Source organism: Klebsiella sp. 141251, assembly GCF_050600725.1.
Taxonomy (GTDB): Bacteria; Pseudomonadota; Gammaproteobacteria; order Enterobacterales; family Enterobacteriaceae; genus Klebsiella; species Klebsiella aerogenes.
In genome coordinates this window covers 1-17,677 of the sequence record NZ_JAQIRG010000016.1, presented here as the reverse complement: position 1 = coordinate 17,677, position 17,677 = coordinate 1, and the positions used below count along the sequence as shown (strand labels likewise).

Annotated in this window: 16 protein-coding genes and 1 pseudogene; 13 read left to right on the top strand and 4 right to left on the bottom strand. The window is 54.2% G+C overall.

The window, feature by feature from the left end:
• The first annotated feature begins 62 nt into the window (after positions 1-62).
• Both yhdP and tldD read left to right on the top strand, forming a co-directional pair.
• On the top strand, positions 63-3,860 hold the full coding sequence (yhdP, locus tag PGR09_RS23830) for an AsmA2 domain-containing protein YhdP (protein WP_430916565.1): 3,798 nt from the start codon (positions 63-65) through the stop codon (positions 3,858-3,860).
• A 114-nt stretch (positions 3,861-3,974) separates the two neighbouring features.
• On the top strand, positions 3,975-5,420 hold the full coding sequence (gene tldD, locus PGR09_RS23825) for a metalloprotease TldD (RefSeq protein WP_015369467.1): 1,446 nt from the start codon (positions 3,975-3,977) through the stop codon (positions 5,418-5,420).
• Positions 5,421-5,464: 44 nt separating this feature from the next.
• Here tldD and aaeR read toward each other — a convergent pair whose 3' ends face one another.
• The gene (gene aaeR / locus PGR09_RS23820) at positions 5,465-6,394 is read right to left on the bottom strand and encodes an HTH-type transcriptional activator AaeR (protein ID WP_015703623.1); all 930 of its coding nucleotides are present in this window, start codon (positions 6,392-6,394) and stop codon (positions 5,465-5,467) included.
• A 130-nt stretch (positions 6,395-6,524) separates the two neighbouring features.
• Between aaeR and aaeX the strand changes: the two genes are divergently transcribed.
• From aaeX to PGR09_RS23800, 4 genes are all read left to right on the top strand, one after another.
• Complete coding sequence (gene aaeX / locus PGR09_RS23815) at positions 6,525-6,728, top strand: p-hydroxybenzoic acid efflux pump operon protein AaeX (protein WP_002918640.1); 204 nt, start codon at positions 6,525-6,527, stop codon at positions 6,726-6,728.
• 7 nt (positions 6,729-6,735) lie between these two features.
• Positions 6,736-7,668 (top strand): p-hydroxybenzoic acid efflux pump subunit AaeA, encoded by a 933-nt coding sequence (aaeA, locus tag PGR09_RS23810; protein ID WP_045397228.1) that lies wholly within the window; start codon positions 6,736-6,738, stop codon positions 7,666-7,668.
• Between the two features lie 5 nt (positions 7,669-7,673).
• Complete coding sequence (gene aaeB / locus PGR09_RS23805) at positions 7,674-9,641, top strand: p-hydroxybenzoic acid efflux pump subunit AaeB (RefSeq protein ID WP_015369470.1); 1,968 nt, start codon at positions 7,674-7,676, stop codon at positions 9,639-9,641.
• Between the two features lie 84 nt (positions 9,642-9,725).
• Positions 9,726-10,001 carry a barstar family protein gene (locus PGR09_RS23800; protein WP_430916564.1) on the top strand — a complete coding sequence of 92 codons (276 nt, stop codon included), beginning with the start codon at positions 9,726-9,728 and terminating at the stop codon, positions 9,999-10,001.
• A gap of 50 nt (positions 10,002-10,051) precedes the next feature.
• Here the strand turns inward: PGR09_RS23800 and yhcN-B are convergent, their stop codons facing one another.
• The 3 genes from yhcN-B to argR form a co-directional block, all read right to left on the bottom strand.
• Complete coding sequence (yhcN-B, locus tag PGR09_RS23795) at positions 10,052-10,318, bottom strand: DUF1471 family stress response protein YhcN-B (protein ID WP_015369472.1); 267 nt, start codon at positions 10,316-10,318, stop codon at positions 10,052-10,054.
• A 100-nt stretch (positions 10,319-10,418) separates the two neighbouring features.
• The gene (yhcN, locus tag PGR09_RS23790; protein WP_015369473.1) at positions 10,419-10,682 is read right to left on the bottom strand and encodes a peroxide/acid stress response protein YhcN; all 264 of its coding nucleotides are present in this window, start codon (positions 10,680-10,682) and stop codon (positions 10,419-10,421) included.
• 380 nt (positions 10,683-11,062) lie between these two features.
• Positions 11,063-11,533 (bottom strand): transcriptional regulator ArgR, encoded by a 471-nt coding sequence (argR, locus tag PGR09_RS23785; RefSeq protein WP_015369474.1) that lies wholly within the window; start codon positions 11,531-11,533, stop codon positions 11,063-11,065.
• 540 nt (positions 11,534-12,073) lie between these two features.
• On the opposite strand from argR, the gene mdh reads away from it, so the two are divergent.
• From mdh to PGR09_RS23750, 7 genes and pseudogenes are all read left to right on the top strand, one after another.
• Complete coding sequence (mdh, locus tag PGR09_RS23780; RefSeq protein ID WP_045397222.1) at positions 12,074-13,012, top strand: malate dehydrogenase; 939 nt, start codon at positions 12,074-12,076, stop codon at positions 13,010-13,012.
• 131 nt (positions 13,013-13,143) lie between these two features.
• Positions 13,144-13,773, top strand: coding sequence for a GntR family transcriptional regulator (locus PGR09_RS23775; RefSeq protein WP_047047146.1), 630 nt, complete (start codon positions 13,144-13,146; stop codon positions 13,771-13,773).
• Entirely contained in the window at positions 13,760-14,425 is a 666-nt protein-coding gene (locus PGR09_RS23770) for a GntR family transcriptional regulator (protein WP_045397216.1), read from the top strand. Before PGR09_RS23775 ends, PGR09_RS23770 begins: the two co-directional genes overlap by 14 nt.
• Positions 14,426-14,625: 200 nt before the next feature.
• Positions 14,626-15,894, top strand: coding sequence for an SLC13 family permease (locus PGR09_RS23765; RefSeq protein WP_213293005.1), 1,269 nt, complete (start codon positions 14,626-14,628; stop codon positions 15,892-15,894).
• A 32-nt stretch (positions 15,895-15,926) separates the two neighbouring features.
• A complete protein-coding gene (ttdA, locus tag PGR09_RS23760; RefSeq protein ID WP_045397212.1) occupies positions 15,927-16,826 on the top strand; it encodes a L(+)-tartrate dehydratase subunit alpha in 900 nt (299 codons plus the stop codon).
• Positions 16,826-17,443: a L(+)-tartrate dehydratase subunit beta gene (gene ttdB / locus PGR09_RS23755; RefSeq protein ID WP_015703618.1), complete on the top strand. Its 618-nt coding sequence runs from the start codon at positions 16,826-16,828 to the stop codon at positions 17,441-17,443. The genes ttdA and ttdB overlap by 1 nt, the downstream gene beginning before the upstream one ends.
• A 140-nt stretch (positions 17,444-17,583) precedes the next feature.
• Positions 17,584-17,677, top strand: a pseudogene (locus tag PGR09_RS23750) (oxaloacetate decarboxylase gamma chain); the annotation flags it as partial.

Here is a 17,677-nt window from a genome sequence, read left to right as displayed (position 1 = left end):
TCGGGGGCGGTAAACAGGCGGGCTGAAGGATGAGGCGTAACAGGCTGACAAGGAGAGATGCGTTGAGGCGATGGCCCGGGATATTACTGCTCACCGTGGCAACCGTGGTGGTGATTGTTGCGCTGCTGGTGAGCGGCCTGCGTCTGGCATTGCCGCAGCTAAATAACTGGCGTCCCCAACTGCTGGAGAAAATTACCGCAGTATCCGGGGTGGCGGTCGATGCCTCGCAGATCAACGCCAACTGGGAAAACTTCGGCCCGACGCTGGACGTTCGCGATATTAAAGCCACCTTGAAAGACGGTGGCGAAATGACGATCAAACGGGTTACCCTTGCGCTCGACGTCTGGCAAAGCCTGCTACATATGCGCTGGCAGTTCCGCGACCTGACCTTCTGGCAGCTGCAAATCCACACCAATACCCCCATCCAGACCAACGACGACGGCGCCAGCCTGAAGACCGACCGAATCAGCGATCTGTTCCTGCGTCAGTTTGACCACTTTATTCTCCGCGATAGCCATTTGAGCTTCCTGACGATTTCCGGTCAGCGTGCTGAACTGGCGATCCCGCAGCTTACCTGGCTTAATGGTAAAAACCGCCACCGCGCCGAGGGACAACTGAGCCTTTCGAGCCTCACCGGCCAGCACGGCGTCATGCAGGTGCGGATGGATTTACGTGACGAGAACGGCCTGCTCAATAAGGGGCGCCTCTGGTTACAAGCCGACGACATCGACGTTAAACCCTGGCTCGGGCGCTGGATGCAGGACAACATCGCCCTGCAGAGCGCGCGCTTTAGTCTCGAAGGTTGGATGACCATCGATAAAGGCGATGTCGCCAGCGGCGATGTGTGGCTGAAAAAAGGCGGCGCCAGCTGGCAGGGTGACAAGCATCTGCATCAGCTGTCGGTGGATAACCTGACGGCGCATATCACACGCGAAAATCAAAGTTGGGCATTTCATATCCCCGACACGCGGATCTCGATAGACGGTAAAGCCTGGCCGCGCGGCGCGCTGGCGATGGCGTGGATCCCGGCGCAGGAAGTGGGTGGTAATAACAATCAGCGTAGCGATGAGCTGCGCATCCGCGCCAGCAATCTCGAGCTTGGCGGCCTGACCGGTCTGCAGCCGATGGCCGATAAGCTGGCGCCGAGCTTTGGCGAAGTGTGGCGAACTACCCAGCCGAGCGGCAAGATCAACCTGTTGGCATTGGATATCCCGCTGCAGGCAACGGAAAAGACCCGTTTCCAGGCCGACTGGAGCGATCTGGCGTGGAAGCAGTGGAAGCTGCTGCCGGGGGCCGAGCACTTTTCCGGCAGCCTGAGCGGCAGCGTTGAAAACGGCGAACTGCGCGCGCATATGACCCAGGCGAAAATGCCCTATGAAACGGTCTTTCGCGCGCCGCTGGAGATAGCCCAGGGCGATGCGACTCTGAGCTGGGAGAAGAACAGCAAGGGCTTTATGCTGGATGGCCGCGATATCGACGTACAGGCTACCGGCGTTCGCGCGCGCGGCGGCTTCCGCTATCTGCAGCCGGAAGGCGATGAGCCGTGGTTAGGCATCCTGGCGGGTATCAGTACCAACGATGGCGGCCAGGCGTGGCGTTATTTCCCGGAAAACCTGATGGGCAAAGCGCTGGTGGATTACCTGAGCGGCGCAATTAAGAGTGGCCAGGCCAGCAATGCCACCCTGGTTTACGGCGGCAACCCGCATCTGTTCCCTTATGAGCATAACGAAGGCCTATTCCAGGTCTCGGTACCGCTGAAGAACGCGACCTTCGCCTTCCAGCCGGACTGGCCAGCGCTGACCGGCCTGGATATCAACCTTAACTTCGTTAATAACGGCCTGTGGATGAAGGCGGATAAAGCGATGCTGGGCAACGTCACCGCCAGCAACCTTGACGCGGTGATCCCCGACTATTCCCATGAAAAACTGTTTATTGATGCCGATGTTAACGGACCGGGCAAAGAGGTCGGCCCTTATTTCAAACAGACCCCGCTGAAGGATTCGCTCGGCTCGGCGCTGGATGAACTGCAGCTGGATGGTAATGTGAGCGCTCGCTTACATCTTGCTATCCCGCTCGATGGCGAGATGACCACCGCCAAAGGCGATGTGCGGCTGAAAAATAACGATCTGTTTATCAAGCCGATTGACGCGACGCTGAAGAACCTCAATGGTCAGTTCAGCTTTGAGAACGGAGATTTAAAAAGCGGGCCGCTAAGCGCGACCTGGTTTAATCAACCGCTGAACCTCAATTTCACCACTACTGAAGGGGCGAAAGCCTTCCTCGTTGACGTCGGCATGAACGCTAACTGGCAGCCGACGCGTACCGGCCTGCTGCCGAAAGCGGTCAATGATGAACTCAGCGGCAGCGTCCCCTGGGATGGCAAAGTGGCCATTGAGTTACCGTATCACGGTAGCGCGAGCTACAAAGTCGATATCAACGGCGATCTGAAAAATGTGAGTAGTCACTTACCTGCGCCGGTGAATAAATCGGCGGGCGAACCGTTGCCGGTGAAAATCAACGTGACCGGTGGCTTAAACAGCTTCGATCTGACCGGCAACATCGGCAGCAAGAACCACGTCAATAGCCGCTGGTTACTGAATAATAAGCTGACGCTCGACCGGGCGATTCTGACCTCCGACAGCAAAGCGATTCCTTCGCTGCCTGAAGCATCAGGCGTCGAGCTGAACATGCCGGCGATGGATGGCGCGCAATGGCTGGCGTTGTTCCAGCGGGGGGCCGTCAACGAAGTGAGCAGTAATATGGCTTTCCCTGAGCGCGTGACGCTTCGTACACCGTCGCTGGCGTTCGCCGGGCAAAACTGGAATAACGTCAGTCTGGTCTCCCAGCCTGACGGTAGCGGCTCGAAGGTGGAGGCGCAGGGGCGCGAAATCAACGCTACGTTGACGATGCATAAGAACGCGCCCTGGCTGGCGGCTATTCGCTATCTCTATTACAACCCTTCCAGCGATAACAACGGCACGGCGAAAAAAGAGAGCGGCCCGCTGGCTGATACCCGTCTGGATTTCCGCGGCTGGCCTGATTTACAGCTGCGCTGTAAAGAGTGCTGGCTGTGGGGGCAAAAATATGGGCGAATCGACGGTGACTTCGATATCAAGGGCGATACGCTCACCCTCAGTAATGGCCTGGTGGATACCGGCTTTGGCCGGCTCACTACCGATGGCGTCTGGGTGAATGCGCCCGGCGGCGTGCGTACCTCGCTGAAAGGCAAGCTGCACGGTAATAAAACGGATGACTTCGTGAACTTCTTTGGCGTTTCGACGCCGGTAAAAGGCTCGTCGTTTGATGTCGATTACGATCTGCACTGGCGCGCGCCGCCATGGCAGCCTGATGTCGCTTCGCTGAACGGGATCCTCAAAAGCCGCCTCGGCAAAGGCGAGTTTACTGACCTGAGCACCGGTCATGCCGGTCAGCTGTTACGGCTATTGAGCGTTGACGCGCTGCTGCGTAAGCTACGCTTCGATTTCAGCGACACCTTCCAGGAAGGCTTCTGGTTTGATTCGATTCGCAGTACGGCATGGATTAAAGACGGCGTATTGAATACGGATGATACGCTGGTGGATGGCCTTGAAGCCGACATCGCGATGAAAGGTTCGGTCGATCTGGTGCGCCGTCGTTTAGATTTACAAGCGGTGGTGGCGCCGGAAATATCGGCGACCGTGGGCGTAGCGGCGGCATTCGCCGTCAACCCGATCGTCGGCGCGGCGGTTTTTGCCGCCAGCAAGGTGCTTGGGCCGCTGTGGAACAAAGTGTCGATTCTGCGCTATCGCATTACGGGTCCAATCGATCAGCCGGAAATCAACGAAGTGCTGCGCCAGGCGCGCAGCAACAAAAAGCAATGATTTGACGAGTACGGGGAATTATCGCACTCTCAATAGAGGGCATTTTCTCCCCGTCATCTTTTTCGCCGCATGGCATTCCCCTGTGTCAGGCGGCAATAAACGAGTAGCGTAACGATGAGTTTGAACCTGGTAAGTGAACAATTACTGTCGGCAAATGGCCTGAATCATCAGGACCTGTTTGCCATTCTTGGCCAACTGGCTGAGCGCCGTCTCGATTACGGCGATCTTTATTTTCAGTCGAGCTATCACGAATCCTGGGTTCTGGAAGACAGCATCATTAAAGATGGGTCGTACAATATTGACCAAGGCGTAGGCGTCCGGGCGGTAAGCGGCGAGAAAACTGGTTTTGCCTATGCGGACCAAATCAGCAAACTGGCGCTTGAGCAGAGCGCGCAGGCGGCGCGTACTATCGTCCGCGACCATGGCGACGGCAAAGTGCAGACGCTCGGCGCGGTGGAGTACAGCTCTCTCTATACCAGCGTCGATCCGCTGCAGAGCATGAGCCGTGAAGAGAAACTGGATATTCTGCGCCGCGTCGATAAGGTGGCGCGTGCCGCCGATAAGCGCGTGCAGGAAGTTTCCGCCAGTCTGAGCGGCGTCTACGAGCTTATCCTGGTAGCGGCAACGGACGGGACGCTGGCCGCTGATGTCCGTCCGCTGGTTCGTCTCTCCGTGAGCGTGCTGGTGGAGGAAGACGGCAAACGCGAGCGCGGCGCCAGTGGCGGCGGAGGACGGTTTGGCTATGATTATTTCCTCGCGCCGCTGGATGGCGACGTACGGGCGGATGTCTGGGCGCGTGAAGCGGTACGTATGGCATTAGTCAATCTGTCCGCGGTTGCGGCGCCAGCCGGTATGCTGCCGGTGGTGCTTGGCGCGGGCTGGCCTGGCGTGCTGCTGCATGAAGCCGTCGGCCACGGCCTGGAAGGTGACTTTAACCGTCGCGGCACCTCGGTCTTCAGCGGTCACATGGGCGAATTAGTCGCCTCTGAACTGTGCACCGTCGTGGATGACGGCACCATGGCCGATCGCCGTGGTTCGGTCGCGATTGATGACGAAGGTACGCCGGGTCAATACAACGTGCTTATCGAAAACGGCGTCCTGAAAGGTTATATGCAGGATAAGCTCAACGCGCGTCTGATGGGCGTCGCGCCGACCGGTAATGGTCGCCGCGAATCTTATGCGCATCTGCCGATGCCGCGGATGACCAACACCTATATGCTGGCCGGTAAGTCGACGCCGCAGGAGATTATCGAATCGGTCGATTACGGTATCTATGCGCCGAACTTTGGCGGCGGTCAGGTGGACATTACCTCCGGTAAATTTGTCTTCTCGACCTCGGAAGCCTATCTGATTGAAAAAGGCAAAGTGACCAAGGCAGTCAAAGGCGCGACGCTAATCGGTTCCGGTATCGAAGCGATGCAGCAGATTTCCATGGTCGGTAACGATCTGAAGCTGGATAGCGGCGTTGGCGTGTGCGGTAAAGAAGGGCAGAGCGTGCCGGTCGGCGTCGGCCAGCCGACGCTGAAAGTCGACAACCTTACCGTTGGCGGCACCGCCTGATAACCTCTGGTCCCGGCGGCGCGGTGCCGCTGCCGGGATGTCAGTTAACGGGTCATCCCGCGCCCGTGCATTCCCTGATAGATCTTCGCCACCTCGACAAAATAATCCGTCAGATAGTTAATACATACCTGCACCTTCAGCGGCAGCTTATCTTTTTCGGTATATAGCGCATAGACCGGTCGCGGATCCGATTGATAGCTCGGCAGCAGGATCTCCAGTTCACCGCGGTTGATCTCGTCGATCGCCCACATCAGCGGAACGTAGGCCACGCCAACGCCGGCAGTCAGCCAGCGGATCAGCGTCATCGGGTCGTTGGTGACGAAGCGTCCTTGTGGGATCAGGCGCGTTGAGATCCCCTCCGGGGCGATAATTTCGAACTCATTATCTGGCCGTACGCTATATTCCAGCCACGAGTGGCTGGCAAGATCCGCTGGTTTTTCCGGACATCCCGCGTGCTGAAGATAGCTTTTCGCCGCGCAGAGCACCATTGGCATTGAGCCTAACCGCCGCGAGAAGAGGCTGGAATCCTGCAATGCGCCGACGCGTATCACCACGTCGAGGCCGTCGGCAATCAGGTCCGGCGCGGGGATGCCGGTCACCAGATTAATCGATAAACCCGGATATTCTTTGAGCATTTCGGCGGTTATGCGCGCCAGCACATTCTGTGCCATAGTTGAAGAGCTACCGATGCGCAGCGTGCCGATAGGGGTATTGTTGAAGGCATACAGCTGTTCATGGACGTCCTGCGCTTCAAAGAGCATTCTTCGGCAGCCCTGGTAATAAATTTTACCCGCTTCTGTTAAGCCCAGGCTGCGGGTGCTGCGGTTGAGCAGCTTTACCTGAAGCTCGTCTTCCAGTTTAGCAACGGTCTGGCTGATAGATGAAACGCTCATCTGGAGCTGGCGTGCGGCGGCGGTGAAAGAGCCCAGCTCAACCACTTTGGCGAACACCGACATGCGTTTTAGTCGTTCCATTATTCACTCTGGCTTAAAAGTGATTTAGATCACATATTATAGATAAGGCTGCAATTGTTACGTTAATATATAGTTAGCTACATAATAAACGCATCACGCTACCACCTGTACGCTTCTTATCAAGGTCATCATGAGTCTGTTTCCTGTCATAGTGATTTTCGGCCTATCGTTTCCGCCGATCTTCTTTGAGCTGCTATTGTCGCTAGCCATCTTCTGGCTGGTGCACCGTTTGCTGGTTCCGACCGGTATTTATGATTTTGTCTGGCACCCTGCACTGTTTAATACTGCGCTGTATTGCTGTCTGTTTTATCTGATATCGCGCTTGTTCGTTTGAGGTCGATGTGAAAACACTAACAAGAAATATCCTGCGTACTGCCATCACTGTGATACTGGTTATTCTGGCGTTTATCGCTATTTTTCGCGCATGGGTGTACTACACCGCGTCGCCGTGGACGCGCGATGCGCGCTTTAGCGCCGATATCGTCGCCATCGCGCCGGACGTGTCGGGGCTCATTTCGCAAGTGAATGTCAAGGATAACCAACTGGTTAAGAAAGACCAGGTATTGTTCGTTATTGACCAACCTCGTTACCAAAAAGCGCTGGCGGAGGCGGAAGCCGACGTCTCTTATTACCAGACGCTGGCTCAGGAAAAACGCGTTGAAGCCGGGCGCCGTAACAGGCTCGGCGTGCAGGCCATGTCGCGCGAAGAGATTGACCAGGCCAACAACGTACTGCAAACCGTTGAGCATCAGCTGGCGAAAGCGGTGGCCAGCCGCGACTTAGCCAAGCTGGATCTTGAACGTACGGTTATCCGTGCGCCTGCCGATGGCTGGGTGACCAACCTGAACGTCTACTCCGGCGAATTCATCACCCGCGGTTCGACCGCGGTCGCTTTGGTGAAACAAAATACCTTCTACGTGATGGCCTATCTGGAAGAGACCAAGCTGGAAGGCGTGCGTCCGGGCTACCGCGCCGAAATCACCCCGCTCGGCAGTAGTAAGGTGATAAAAGGTACCGTCGACAGCGTTGCCGCGGGCGTAACCAACGCCAGCAGCAGCAGCGATGCGAAAGGCATGGCTTCTGTTGACTCCAACCTTGAGTGGGTACGTCTGGCGCAGCGCGTGCCGGTACGTATCCGTCTTGACCAGCAGCAGGGCAACCTCTGGCCGTCGGGCACCACTGCGACCGTTGTCATCACCGGCAAAGAAGATCGCGACGCCAGCCAGGCCAACTTCTTCCAGAAAGTCGCCATGCGCTTGCGTGAGTTTGGTTAATCGCCATGGGGACCTATACCATTGCTCCCCGGCATCTCCGCTTTGCCATTAAGCTTGCATGCGCGGTGGTGCTGGCGCTGTTCGTCGGCTTTCATTTTCAGCTTGAGACGCCGCGCTGGGCCGTATTGACCGCGGCTATCGTGACCGCCGGTCCGGCATTTGCCGCTGGCGGTGAGCCCTATTCCGGGGCGATTCGCTACCGCGGGATGCTGCGTATTGCCGGGACGTTTATCGGCTGTATTGCCGCGCTGGCGATCATCATCCTCATGATCCGCGCGCCGCTATTGATGATGCTGGTCTGCTGTCTCTGGGCCGGTTTCTGCACCTGGATCTCCTCGCTGGTGAAGGTCGAAAACTCCTACGCCTGGGGGCTGGCGGGTTATACGGCGCTGATTATCATCATCACCATTCATACCGACCCGATGCTGGCGCCGCAGTTTGCCGTCGAGCGCTGCAGCGAAATCGTCATCGGGATCGTCAGCGCCATCGTCGCTGACCTGCTATTTTCTCCGCGTTCTATCAAAAAAGAGATCGACCTCGAACTGGATAACCTGCTGCTGGATCAGTATCGCCTGATGCAGCTTTGTGTCGCCCATGGCGATAGCGAGGTGGTGGACAAAGCCTGGGGAGCGCTGGTGCGACGTACTGCCGCACTGGAAGGAATGCGCGGCAATCTGATCATGGAATCTTCGCGCTGGTCGAAGGTAAACCAGCGGCTAAAGGCGATCAACACGCTATCGCTGACGCTGATTACTCAGGCCTGCGAAACCTATCTGATTCAGAACTCTCGTCCGGAGATGGTGACTGACGACTACCGCGAGCTGTTCGCGGAGCCAGTGGAAACGGTACAGGATGTGCATCAACAGCTTAAGCGTATGCGCCGCTTCCTGACATGGAAAGGTGAACACAATACGCCGGTCACTATTTATAGCTGGGTCGGCGCGGCGACGCGTTACCTGCTGCTGAAGCGCGGCGTGGTCGGCAATACCAAAATCAGCCGTATCGAAGATGAAGTCTTACGCGGCGAAACGGTGGTGAAGGTTGAGTCCGCCGAGCGTCACCACGCGATGGTCAATTTCTGGCGAACCTCTATTTCGTGTATTCTCGGCACCTTGTTCTGGTTGTGGACCGGCTGGACATCCGGTAGCGGGGCGATGGTTATGATTGCCGTGGTGACCGCGCTGGCGATGCGTCTGCCTAACCCGAGGATGGTGGCCTTAGACTTCCTCTATGGCACCCTTGCCGCTCTACCGCTCGGCGCGCTGTTCTTCCTTGTCGTCATGCCTGCGACGCAGCAGAGCATGCTGTTACTGTGTATCAGCCTTGCCGCGATGGCGTTCTTTATCGGCATTGAGGTACAAAAGCGGCGGTTGGGATCGCTTGGGGCCCTGGCGAGCACCATCAATATTCTGGTGCTGGATAACCCGATGCAGTTCCAGTTTAGCCAGTTCCTCGATAGCGCCCTGGGGCAGATTGTCGGCTGTTTCCTCGCGCTGATGGTGATTCTGTTAGTGCGTGATAACTCGCAGGCCCGCACCGGACGGGTGCTATTGAACCAGTTCGTCTCGGCGGCGGTCTCTTCGCTGACCACGAATAGCGCCCGGCGTAAAGAGAACCATTTGCCGGCGCTGTATCAACAGCTATTTTTACTGCTGAACAAGTTTCCCGGCGATATCGCCCGCTTCCGGCTGGCGCTGACGCTGATTATTGCGCACCAGCGTCTACGCGATGCCCCGGTGCCGGTAAACGAGGATCTGTCGGCCTTCCACCGCCAGCTGCGGCGAACCGCCGATCACGTTATCTCCGCCGGCAGCGATGATAAGCGCCGCCGTTACTTTACCCGTCTGCTGGAAGAGCTTGATGTTTATCAGGAAAAACTCCTTCACTGGCAGGCGTCGCCCCAGGTCACTGAGCCGGTGCGACGGCTGGTCGATATGCTGAAGAAATATCAGCACGTGCTCACCAACAGCTAAGCTGCGAACCGACGCCCCGGCGTCGGTTTTTTTATCGCTATACTTATTTGGTGTAGAGGGACAGAGCTTAAGGGGCGCCGGGCAATGACTATTTATACCTTTGATTTTGATGAAATAGCTGAGCAACAGGATTTCTATCGCGAGTTTTCCCGCGCCTTCGCGCTACCGGATAAGCAGGTGGATAACCTCGACGCGCTGTGGAGCGCGGTGACGGGAGGGAGCTTACCGTTCCCGCTGGAGATTGAATTTGTTCATCTGGATGAAAAACAGCGTCGTCGCTTTGGCGCGTTAATTTTGCTGTTCGATGAAGCGGAAGAGGAGCTGGAAGGACTACTACGTTTCAATGCCCGTTGGGCATAAAAAAGCCCCCGGCAGGGCGGGGGCAAGTCGTCGGATAAGACGACGAGGGTTTATTTGTACAACTCAGCAGTCGCGTGCCAGCTGTCGCCGGTACGAGCTTCAATAATGCGGTAGCTGCTGGCGCCTTCTTTCTCGGCTTTAGCCGCCAGTTCCTGGCGCATATCCATTGGCGCGCTACCTACTTGAGATACAGAGATAGTGCCCATTGGTTGCAGATTTTGTGCTTGATCGGCGTTCACTTGCTGTACGGCTGCGCTTGCGCCGAAAGAGAGAACAGATGCCAGACCCAGGGATGCGATGATAATTGCGCTTTTCATAATCTTTACTCCAACCATTTGTGCAGCGGCGGGAGATTTCGTATGAACCCAGGCCGCTGAAGAGATACTGTTTCAGTTAATGACCGACAATCGTTAAAGCTTATTTATAAAGTTCAGCAGTGGCGTGCCAGTGGTCGCCGGTGCGAGCTTCGATAATGCGATAAGAAGAAGCACCTTCTTCTTGTGCTTTTTTGTTCAGCATTTCGTGCATATCCATCGGGGAAGAACCTACCGCGCCGATAGATACGGTGCCCAGTGACTGGCGGCTTTCCGCTTGAGTGCTGTTGATTGAATCAGCGGCGAAAGCGCCAAAGGACAGTACGGATAGCATGCTGAGTGCGGCTACAGTGGTTTTGATTTTCATGATGTTCACCTCGTCGAATTTTATTATTAGGGGGCTTTGTTTCGTGACCCTCATCACAAAATCAAGTATACACTAATCACTAAAAATATTAATACCATGCTAATTGTTTTCAGTGTAAATAATTTCCAAGAAATGTCGTTTTTATAACGTATAAGAATTAGAAATGTCATTCATGGGGTGAATATCATGATTATTTATATTTAAATCAAATAGATATTTCGCTTTGATCTTTTGTGCGCTTTAGCCGTTATCATTCGGTAAAGGAATGTATAGAGGTGGAAAACCACACTAAATGTTAAAAAAATGCTGCATTATTTGAAGGTGTGAGGGGGAGCGTTTTGCGGGGAAGAACCCTCTGGCGGGAACCAGAGGGGGAGCGTTTAGAGTTCCTGTTCGAACAGGACCAGAATCGCGTCGTAGAGATCTTTAACGGAAAAACCGCGGGCAGGGGTGGTAAAGATAGTGTCATCCCCCGCGATACTACCCAGAATACCTTCGGCTTTACCTAAGGAATCCAGCAGGCGTGCGATCAGCTGCGCCGCGCCGGGGCTGGTGTGAATCACTACCACCGCATCGTTATAATCGATGTCCAGCACCAGGTTTTTCAGCGGGCTGGAGGTCGTCGGCACGCCGAGTTCGGCAGGCAAACAGTAGACCATTTCCATTTTGGCGTTACGCGTGCGAACGGCGCCAAATTTTGTCAGCATGCGGGAAACTTTCGATTGGTTGATGTTCTCGAAACCTTCTTCCTGCAGCGCCTGAACGATTTCGCCTTGCGAGCTGAATTTTTCTTCTTTAAGCAGCGATTTAAACGCTTTAACCAGTTCTTCTTGTTTTGCCGAACTACGCATAAGTCACCCAGATTATGGTGGTAAAAACAACATCATTATGCATACAAGTGCATTTTTATGCAAATAATCCGCAAAGGAATAGCGTAAATAATGTTATGAAAGGCGCATATTTTAGCAAATAACCCTGATGAGGAACATGCCTGCATCACAGCGGGTAAATTGCTGTAAAAGTGAAATAAATGTTATGAAATTGATATTGTTTTGCCGAGCGAGCTGGGTGTATTGTAACCAATAGTCGATCCGGTACTACGGCTTTGCTGGATGGCCAGTCTCAGGAAGAAAAATGCGAATTTGCTGCATCATTGCGCGTACCCCGCATTCTTCAGCCATAATTATTGTAATTGTTCATCTTGTGAATTAAGGTCCAGGCGACGGAATAACGAAAGACTATACCCGTCATACTTCGAGCTGCATGTGCGTTGGCTGCAATCGTTCACCCCAGTCACTTACTTCAGTAAGCTCCTGGGGATTCACGCTCTTGCCGCCTTCCTGCAACTCGAATTATTCAGGGTGTAAATTAACCATAATAAGGAGTTTAGGATGAAAGTTGCAGTCCTCGGCGCCGCTGGTGGCATCGGCCAGGCGCTTGCCCTACTACTTAAGACCCAACTGCCTTCAGGTTCAGAGCTCTCGTTGTACGACATCGCTCCGGTTACGCCGGGCGTGGCGGTAGATCTAAGTCATATTCCCACAGATGTAAAAATCAAAGGTTTCTCCGGTGAAGATGCAACCCCGGCGCTGGAAGGCGCTGATGTGGTGCTGATTTCCGCCGGCGTCGCGCGCAAGCCCGGCATGGATCGTTCCGACTTATTTAATGTTAACGCCGGTATCGTTAAAAATCTGGTGCAGCAGATCGCAAAAACCTGTCCGCAGGCCTGCATCGGTATTATCACCAACCCGGTAAATACCACCGTCGCTATCGCCGCCGAAGTGCTGAAAAAAGCCGGCGTGTACGATAAAAACAAACTGTTTGGCGTCACCACGCTCGACATTATTCGCTCTAATACTTTTGTCGCCGAGCTGAAAGGCAAGTCGGCAACCGAGGTTGAAGTTCCGGTCATTGGCGGCCACTCTGGCGTCACTATCCTGCCTTTACTGTCGCAGATTTCTGGCGTCAGCTTTAGCGAGCAGGAAGTCGCGGATCTCACCAAACGTATTCAAAACGCCGGGACGGAAGTCGTGGAAGCGAAAGCGGGCGGCGGGTCGGCGACGCTGTCGATGGGCCAGGCGGCTGCGCGTTTCGGGCTCTCACTGGTGCGTGCCATGCAGGGTGAAAAAGGCGTGGTTGAATGTGCCTACGTCGAAGGTGACGGCCAGTATGCCCGTTTCTTCTCGCAGCCGCTGCTGCTGGGCAAAAATGGCGTGGAAGAGCGTCAGTCTATCGGTAAACTCAGCGCTTTTGAACAGCAGGCGCTGGAAGGCATGCTGGATACGCTGAAGAAAGATATCGCCCTCGGCGAGGATTTCGTCAACAAGTAACATCTCCTTAGCAGAAAAGCCGGAACCGTCGTTCCGGCTTTTTTATCGCCTCATCTCCCTGCCGAATGCGCCGCCTGGCGGCTAAATCTGCTAAAATCCCCGCGTCTTAAGCCCCACGCAATGAGGACGTTGTGAAAAAGATCGAAAGAAAGCAGACCAGGGACCACATTACGCAAATCATTCGCTATCAAATTCTTTCCGGAGCGATAAAACCGGGAGATGAGCTGGCGCAGGAGAGTATTGCTGAGCAGCTAGGGCTTTCACGTATGCCGGTTAGAGAAGCGTTGCAGTCTCTTGAACAAGAGGGGTTTCTGGTGCGCTTGCCTAACCGTCATATGCAGGTATCAAAGCTGGTGCCCGATGATGTTAGCCATATTTTTCGCGTGATCGCGGTGATGGCTGCCGAATTGTTCACTCTCGTGCCGGCAAACCAGGGGGAATTGCTGCTCGGGCGCGCGCAAGCGCTGGCGCAGCCTGGCGACAAAACTCGCGAACTGGAATTTCATCAGTTGCTGATTTCTTATCTCGATAACCGCTATCTGGCGAAGGCGTATCAGCAATTTTTGGATGGATATATTTCTTATGTCATCCTGTATCTGAAAGACGATAGCCAGGAATCGGCACTGATACTACATGAACTGGCTGGAGCCATTAGCCGCGGCGATGTGGGCAATATTGCTCAGGCAACACAGCGTTATTTCCTCATGCTTGCGGAAATTATGCGTCAACATATGAAGGATTGGGAAAGTGCAGAAGCCTAAATTAGGGAAAATTAAGCTTCTTTCGGCGAAAGAGCAGGTCGCTGCGGTATTACGCAAAGCGATTCTTTCGCGGGATTTAGTGGAAGGGCAGGAGATAACTCTCGAAGGCATTGCCCGGATGGTCGGCGTTTCCAGCATGCCGGTGCGCGAAGCGTTTCAGATTTTAGCCGCCGATGGCCTGATTAAAGTCCGCCCTAATAAAGGCGCGGTGGTGTTGGGGATCAACGAACAGACGATTCGCGAGCATTATGAAATTCGCGCGCTGCTGGAAAGTGAGGCGGTGGCGAAAGCCTCCCGTCCCGGCACGGATATTTCGTCCATTGCCCGGGTACACGATGCGGCGGAAAAAGCGCTGGCCGATAATAACTTCACTGAATATTCCGACCTGAACCAGGCCTTCCATATGGAGATCTGGAACGCCGCGGGCAACGAAAAAATGAAGATGCTGCTCTGTAATATGTGGAACGGACTGTCGATGGGGCACAAGGTCACCGAAGCAGAATACGCCGCTATCTCCATTCGCGAACATAAGGAGATTTTACAGGCACTTGAACAGCATAATGAAGAACTGGCGCGTCAGCGCATGCGCGAGCATATTATTCGCTCAATGGAAAATATGCTCACGCGATACCTTCCCGAAACCTCTGTATAGCGCTAAAGCCTGTTGGTTTTAGTCGTATTCATCAACGCTATTAATCATCTCTTGTGACGATCTGCAGAGGATCTTGATGCAGATCGCACTGCGCGATCTTTGTTTAAAAACGCATTGACTTACTTTTTGCATGGGCATAATTTCTCCCTCTTCAATATTGGATACAATATCATATATCATTGATAGGGATAATTATAAATATGGAACCGATTACCATCACCTTATGTTTGCTGGTGTTCGCTATCGTCATGTTTGTCTGGGAGAAGGTGCCTTTGGCAGTGACTTCCATGGTGGTCTGCGTGGCGTTAGTGCTCACCGGCGTGTTGGATCTAAAACAAGCTTTTGCCGGTTTTATCGACTCCAACGTCATTCTTTTTGTCGCCATGTTTATCGTCGGCGGGGCGTTATTTGAAACCGGGATGGCCAATAAAGTCGGTGGGGTGATCACTCACTTCGCCAAAACCGAAAAACAGCTGATCTTCACCATCATGGTGGTCGTCGGCGTGATGTCGGGTTTTCTTTCCAACACCGGTACGGCGGCGGTATTGATCCCGGTAGTAATTGGCGTCGCGGCGAAATCGGGTTTTGCCCGCTCGCGTCTGCTGATGCCGCTGGTATTTGCCGCCGCGCTCGGCGGCAACCTGTCGCTGATTGGCGCGCCCGGCAACCTGATCGCGCAATCGGCGTTGCAGAATATCGGTAGCGGCTTTGGCTTCTTTGAGTATGCGAAAGTGGGTTTACCGATGCTGCTCTGCGGCATCTTCTATTTCCTGACTATCGGCTATAAATTTCTGCCTGCTACCGCGAATAGCGGTGAAGTCGGTAGCGTCGGCGAACAGCGTGATTACAGCCACGTTCCGCGCTGGAAACAGATCCTGTCGCTGGTGGTGCTGATCGCCACGATCCTCGGCATGATTTTTGAGAAACAGACCGGCATTAGCCTGACGGTGGCAGGCTGTATCGGTGCGTTAGTCCTGGTGTTTACCGGCGTGCTGACGGAAAAGCAGGCCTATAAGGCGATTGATTCACAGACTATTTTCATTTTTGGCGGCACGCTGGCGCTGGCAAAAGCGCTGGAAATGACCGGTGCTGGCAAGCTGGTTGCCGATCATGTCATCGGCATGCTGGGCCAGAACTCTTCCCCGTTCATGTTGATGGTGGTGGTCTTTGCGCTGTCCGTCATCATGACCAATTTTATGTCCAATACCGCCACCGTCGCGCTACTGGTACCGGTGAGTTTGTCGATCGCGGCCGGAATGGGCGCCGATCCGAAAGCGGTTCTGATGGCGACCGTAATCGGCAGTTCCTGCGCCTACGCGACGCCGATCGGTATGCCCGCCAACATGATGGTGCTATCGGCAGGCGGCTATAAGTTTGTCGATTACGCCAAATCGGGCCTTCCTCTGATTATCGTTTCTACCATTGTCAGCCTCGTACTGCTGCCAATTCTTTTCCCTTTTCACCCGTAATTTACGGACGCTGTTCTGACTAAGGAGCCTTTATGAGCAAAAGCGAACAGATATCCCGAATGACCGATATTATGGCCAAATTCGTGGGATATACCGGCAAAGTATTGCCTGATGACGTCACTGCAAAACTGAAAGAGTTGCATAAGAAAGAGACCAGCCAGCTGGCTGACGTCATCTTTACCACCATGATTGAAAACCAGCGTCTGGCGAAAGAGCTGGATCGTCCCTCTTGCCAGGACACCGGCGTCATTCAGTTTTTGGTTGAGTGCGGCGCTAATTTCCCGCTGATTGGCGAGCTGGAAGCGCTGCTGCGCGAATCGGTGATTAAAGCCACCGTGGATTCTCCGCTGCGCCACAACAGCGTTGAGACCTTTGACGAATACAACACCGGTAAAAACGTGGGTAAAGGTACGCCGACGGTATTCTGGGAGATCGTCCCCGATTCCGACCAGTGCAGCATTTACACCTATATGGCCGGCGGCGGCTGCTCGCTGCCGGGTAAAGCGATGGTGCTGATGCCGGGCGCCGGTTACGAAGGCGTAACCCGTTTCGTACTGGATGTGATGACCAGCTATGGCCTGAACGCCTGTCCGCCGCTGCTGGTTGGCGTTGGCGTCGCGACTTCCGTTGAAACGGCGGCGCTGCTGTCGAAGAAAGCGCTGATGCGTCCGGTGGGATCGCGCAATGAGAATGAACGCGCCGCATCGTTGGAGAAAATGCTCGAAGACGGCATTAATAAAATTGGCCTTGGCCCGCAGGGGATGTCCGGCAATACCTCCGTGATGGGCGTCAATATCGAAAATACCGCACGCCACCCTTCCACTATTGGCGTGGCGGTCAACGTCGGCTGCTGGTCGCACCGCAAAGGACATATCGTTTTCGATAAAGATTTGAATTACACCATTACGTCTCACACAGGAGTGGCTTTCTGATGACTAAAAAAATACTTACTACGCCAATTAAAGATGAAGATTTAGCTGATATTAAAGCGGGCGATATTATTTATCTTAATGGTCATATTGTTACCTGTCGTGATGTTGCTCATCGTCGTTTAATTGAAGGCGGTCGCGAATTGCCGGTCAACGTTGCCGGCGGCGCGATATTACATGCCGGGCCAATTGTGCGGCCGATTAAAGGTACAGAAGATAAATTTGAAATGGTCTCTGTTGGACCAACCACCAGTATGCGTATGGAGAAATTTGAAAAAGAATTTATTGCTAAGACCGGTGTGAAACTCATTGTCGGTAAAGGCGGCATGGGCAAAGGTACCGAAGAAGGCTGCGCCGAACATAAAGCGCTGCACTGCGTATTCCCGGCCGGCTGCGCGGTGGTTGCCGCGGTCTGTGTGGAAGAAATTGAAGACGCCCAGTGGCGTGATTTAGGTATGCCGGAAACCTTATGGGTTTGCCGGGTAAAAGAATTCGGCCCACTTATTGTGTCGATCGATACCCATGGAAATAACCTGTTTGAGCAGAATAAAGTGATATTTAATCAGCGCAAAGAGATTGTCGCTGATGAGATCTGTCAGCACGTAAGTTTTATTAAATAACTCCTGGCTAAATATATTGCGCAGTAGTGGCGAGAATTAAATTCCGCGATAAAGAGGCTTCTGACCATGTGGTCCGGGGAAATCCACTCTGCTATCGCGGGTTCATCACGCCATTATTGCGCCCCTCCAAAGGCTATTTTATGACTGATGCTGCGCTGTTAGGCGAGGGCTTCACCCTGATGTTTCTTGGCATGGGCTTCGTGCTGGCGTTCCTGCTGCTGCTCATTTTCGCCA

What these genes read in the sequence shown, in the direction of transcription:
- tldD (WP_015369467.1), top strand. Translation starts at nt 3,975, where the DNA reads ATGAGTTTGAACCTGGTAAGTGAACAATTACTGTCGGCAAATGGCCTG.
- aaeR (WP_015703623.1), bottom strand. Translation starts at nt 6,394, where the DNA reads ATGGAACGACTAAAACGCATGTCGGTGTTCGCCAAAGTGGTTGAGCTG.
- aaeX (WP_002918640.1), top strand. Translation starts at nt 6,525, where the DNA reads ATGAGTCTGTTTCCTGTCATAGTGATTTTCGGCCTATCGTTTCCGCCG.
- aaeB (WP_015369470.1), top strand. Translation starts at nt 7,674, where the DNA reads ATGGGGACCTATACCATTGCTCCCCGGCATCTCCGCTTTGCCATTAAG.
- PGR09_RS23800 (WP_430916564.1), top strand. Translation starts at nt 9,726, where the DNA reads ATGACTATTTATACCTTTGATTTTGATGAAATAGCTGAGCAACAGGAT.
- yhcN-B (WP_015369472.1), bottom strand. Translation starts at nt 10,318, where the DNA reads ATGAAAAGCGCAATTATCATCGCATCCCTGGGTCTGGCATCTGTTCTC.
- yhcN (WP_015369473.1), bottom strand. Translation starts at nt 10,682, where the DNA reads ATGAAAATCAAAACCACTGTAGCCGCACTCAGCATGCTATCCGTACTG.
- argR (WP_015369474.1), bottom strand. Translation starts at nt 11,533, where the DNA reads ATGCGTAGTTCGGCAAAACAAGAAGAACTGGTTAAAGCGTTTAAATCG.
- mdh (WP_045397222.1), top strand. Translation starts at nt 12,074, where the DNA reads ATGAAAGTTGCAGTCCTCGGCGCCGCTGGTGGCATCGGCCAGGCGCTT.
- PGR09_RS23765 (WP_213293005.1), top strand. Translation starts at nt 14,626, where the DNA reads ATGGAACCGATTACCATCACCTTATGTTTGCTGGTGTTCGCTATCGTC.
- ttdA (WP_045397212.1), top strand. Translation starts at nt 15,927, where the DNA reads ATGAGCAAAAGCGAACAGATATCCCGAATGACCGATATTATGGCCAAA.
- ttdB (WP_015703618.1), top strand. Translation starts at nt 16,826, where the DNA reads ATGACTAAAAAAATACTTACTACGCCAATTAAAGATGAAGATTTAGCT.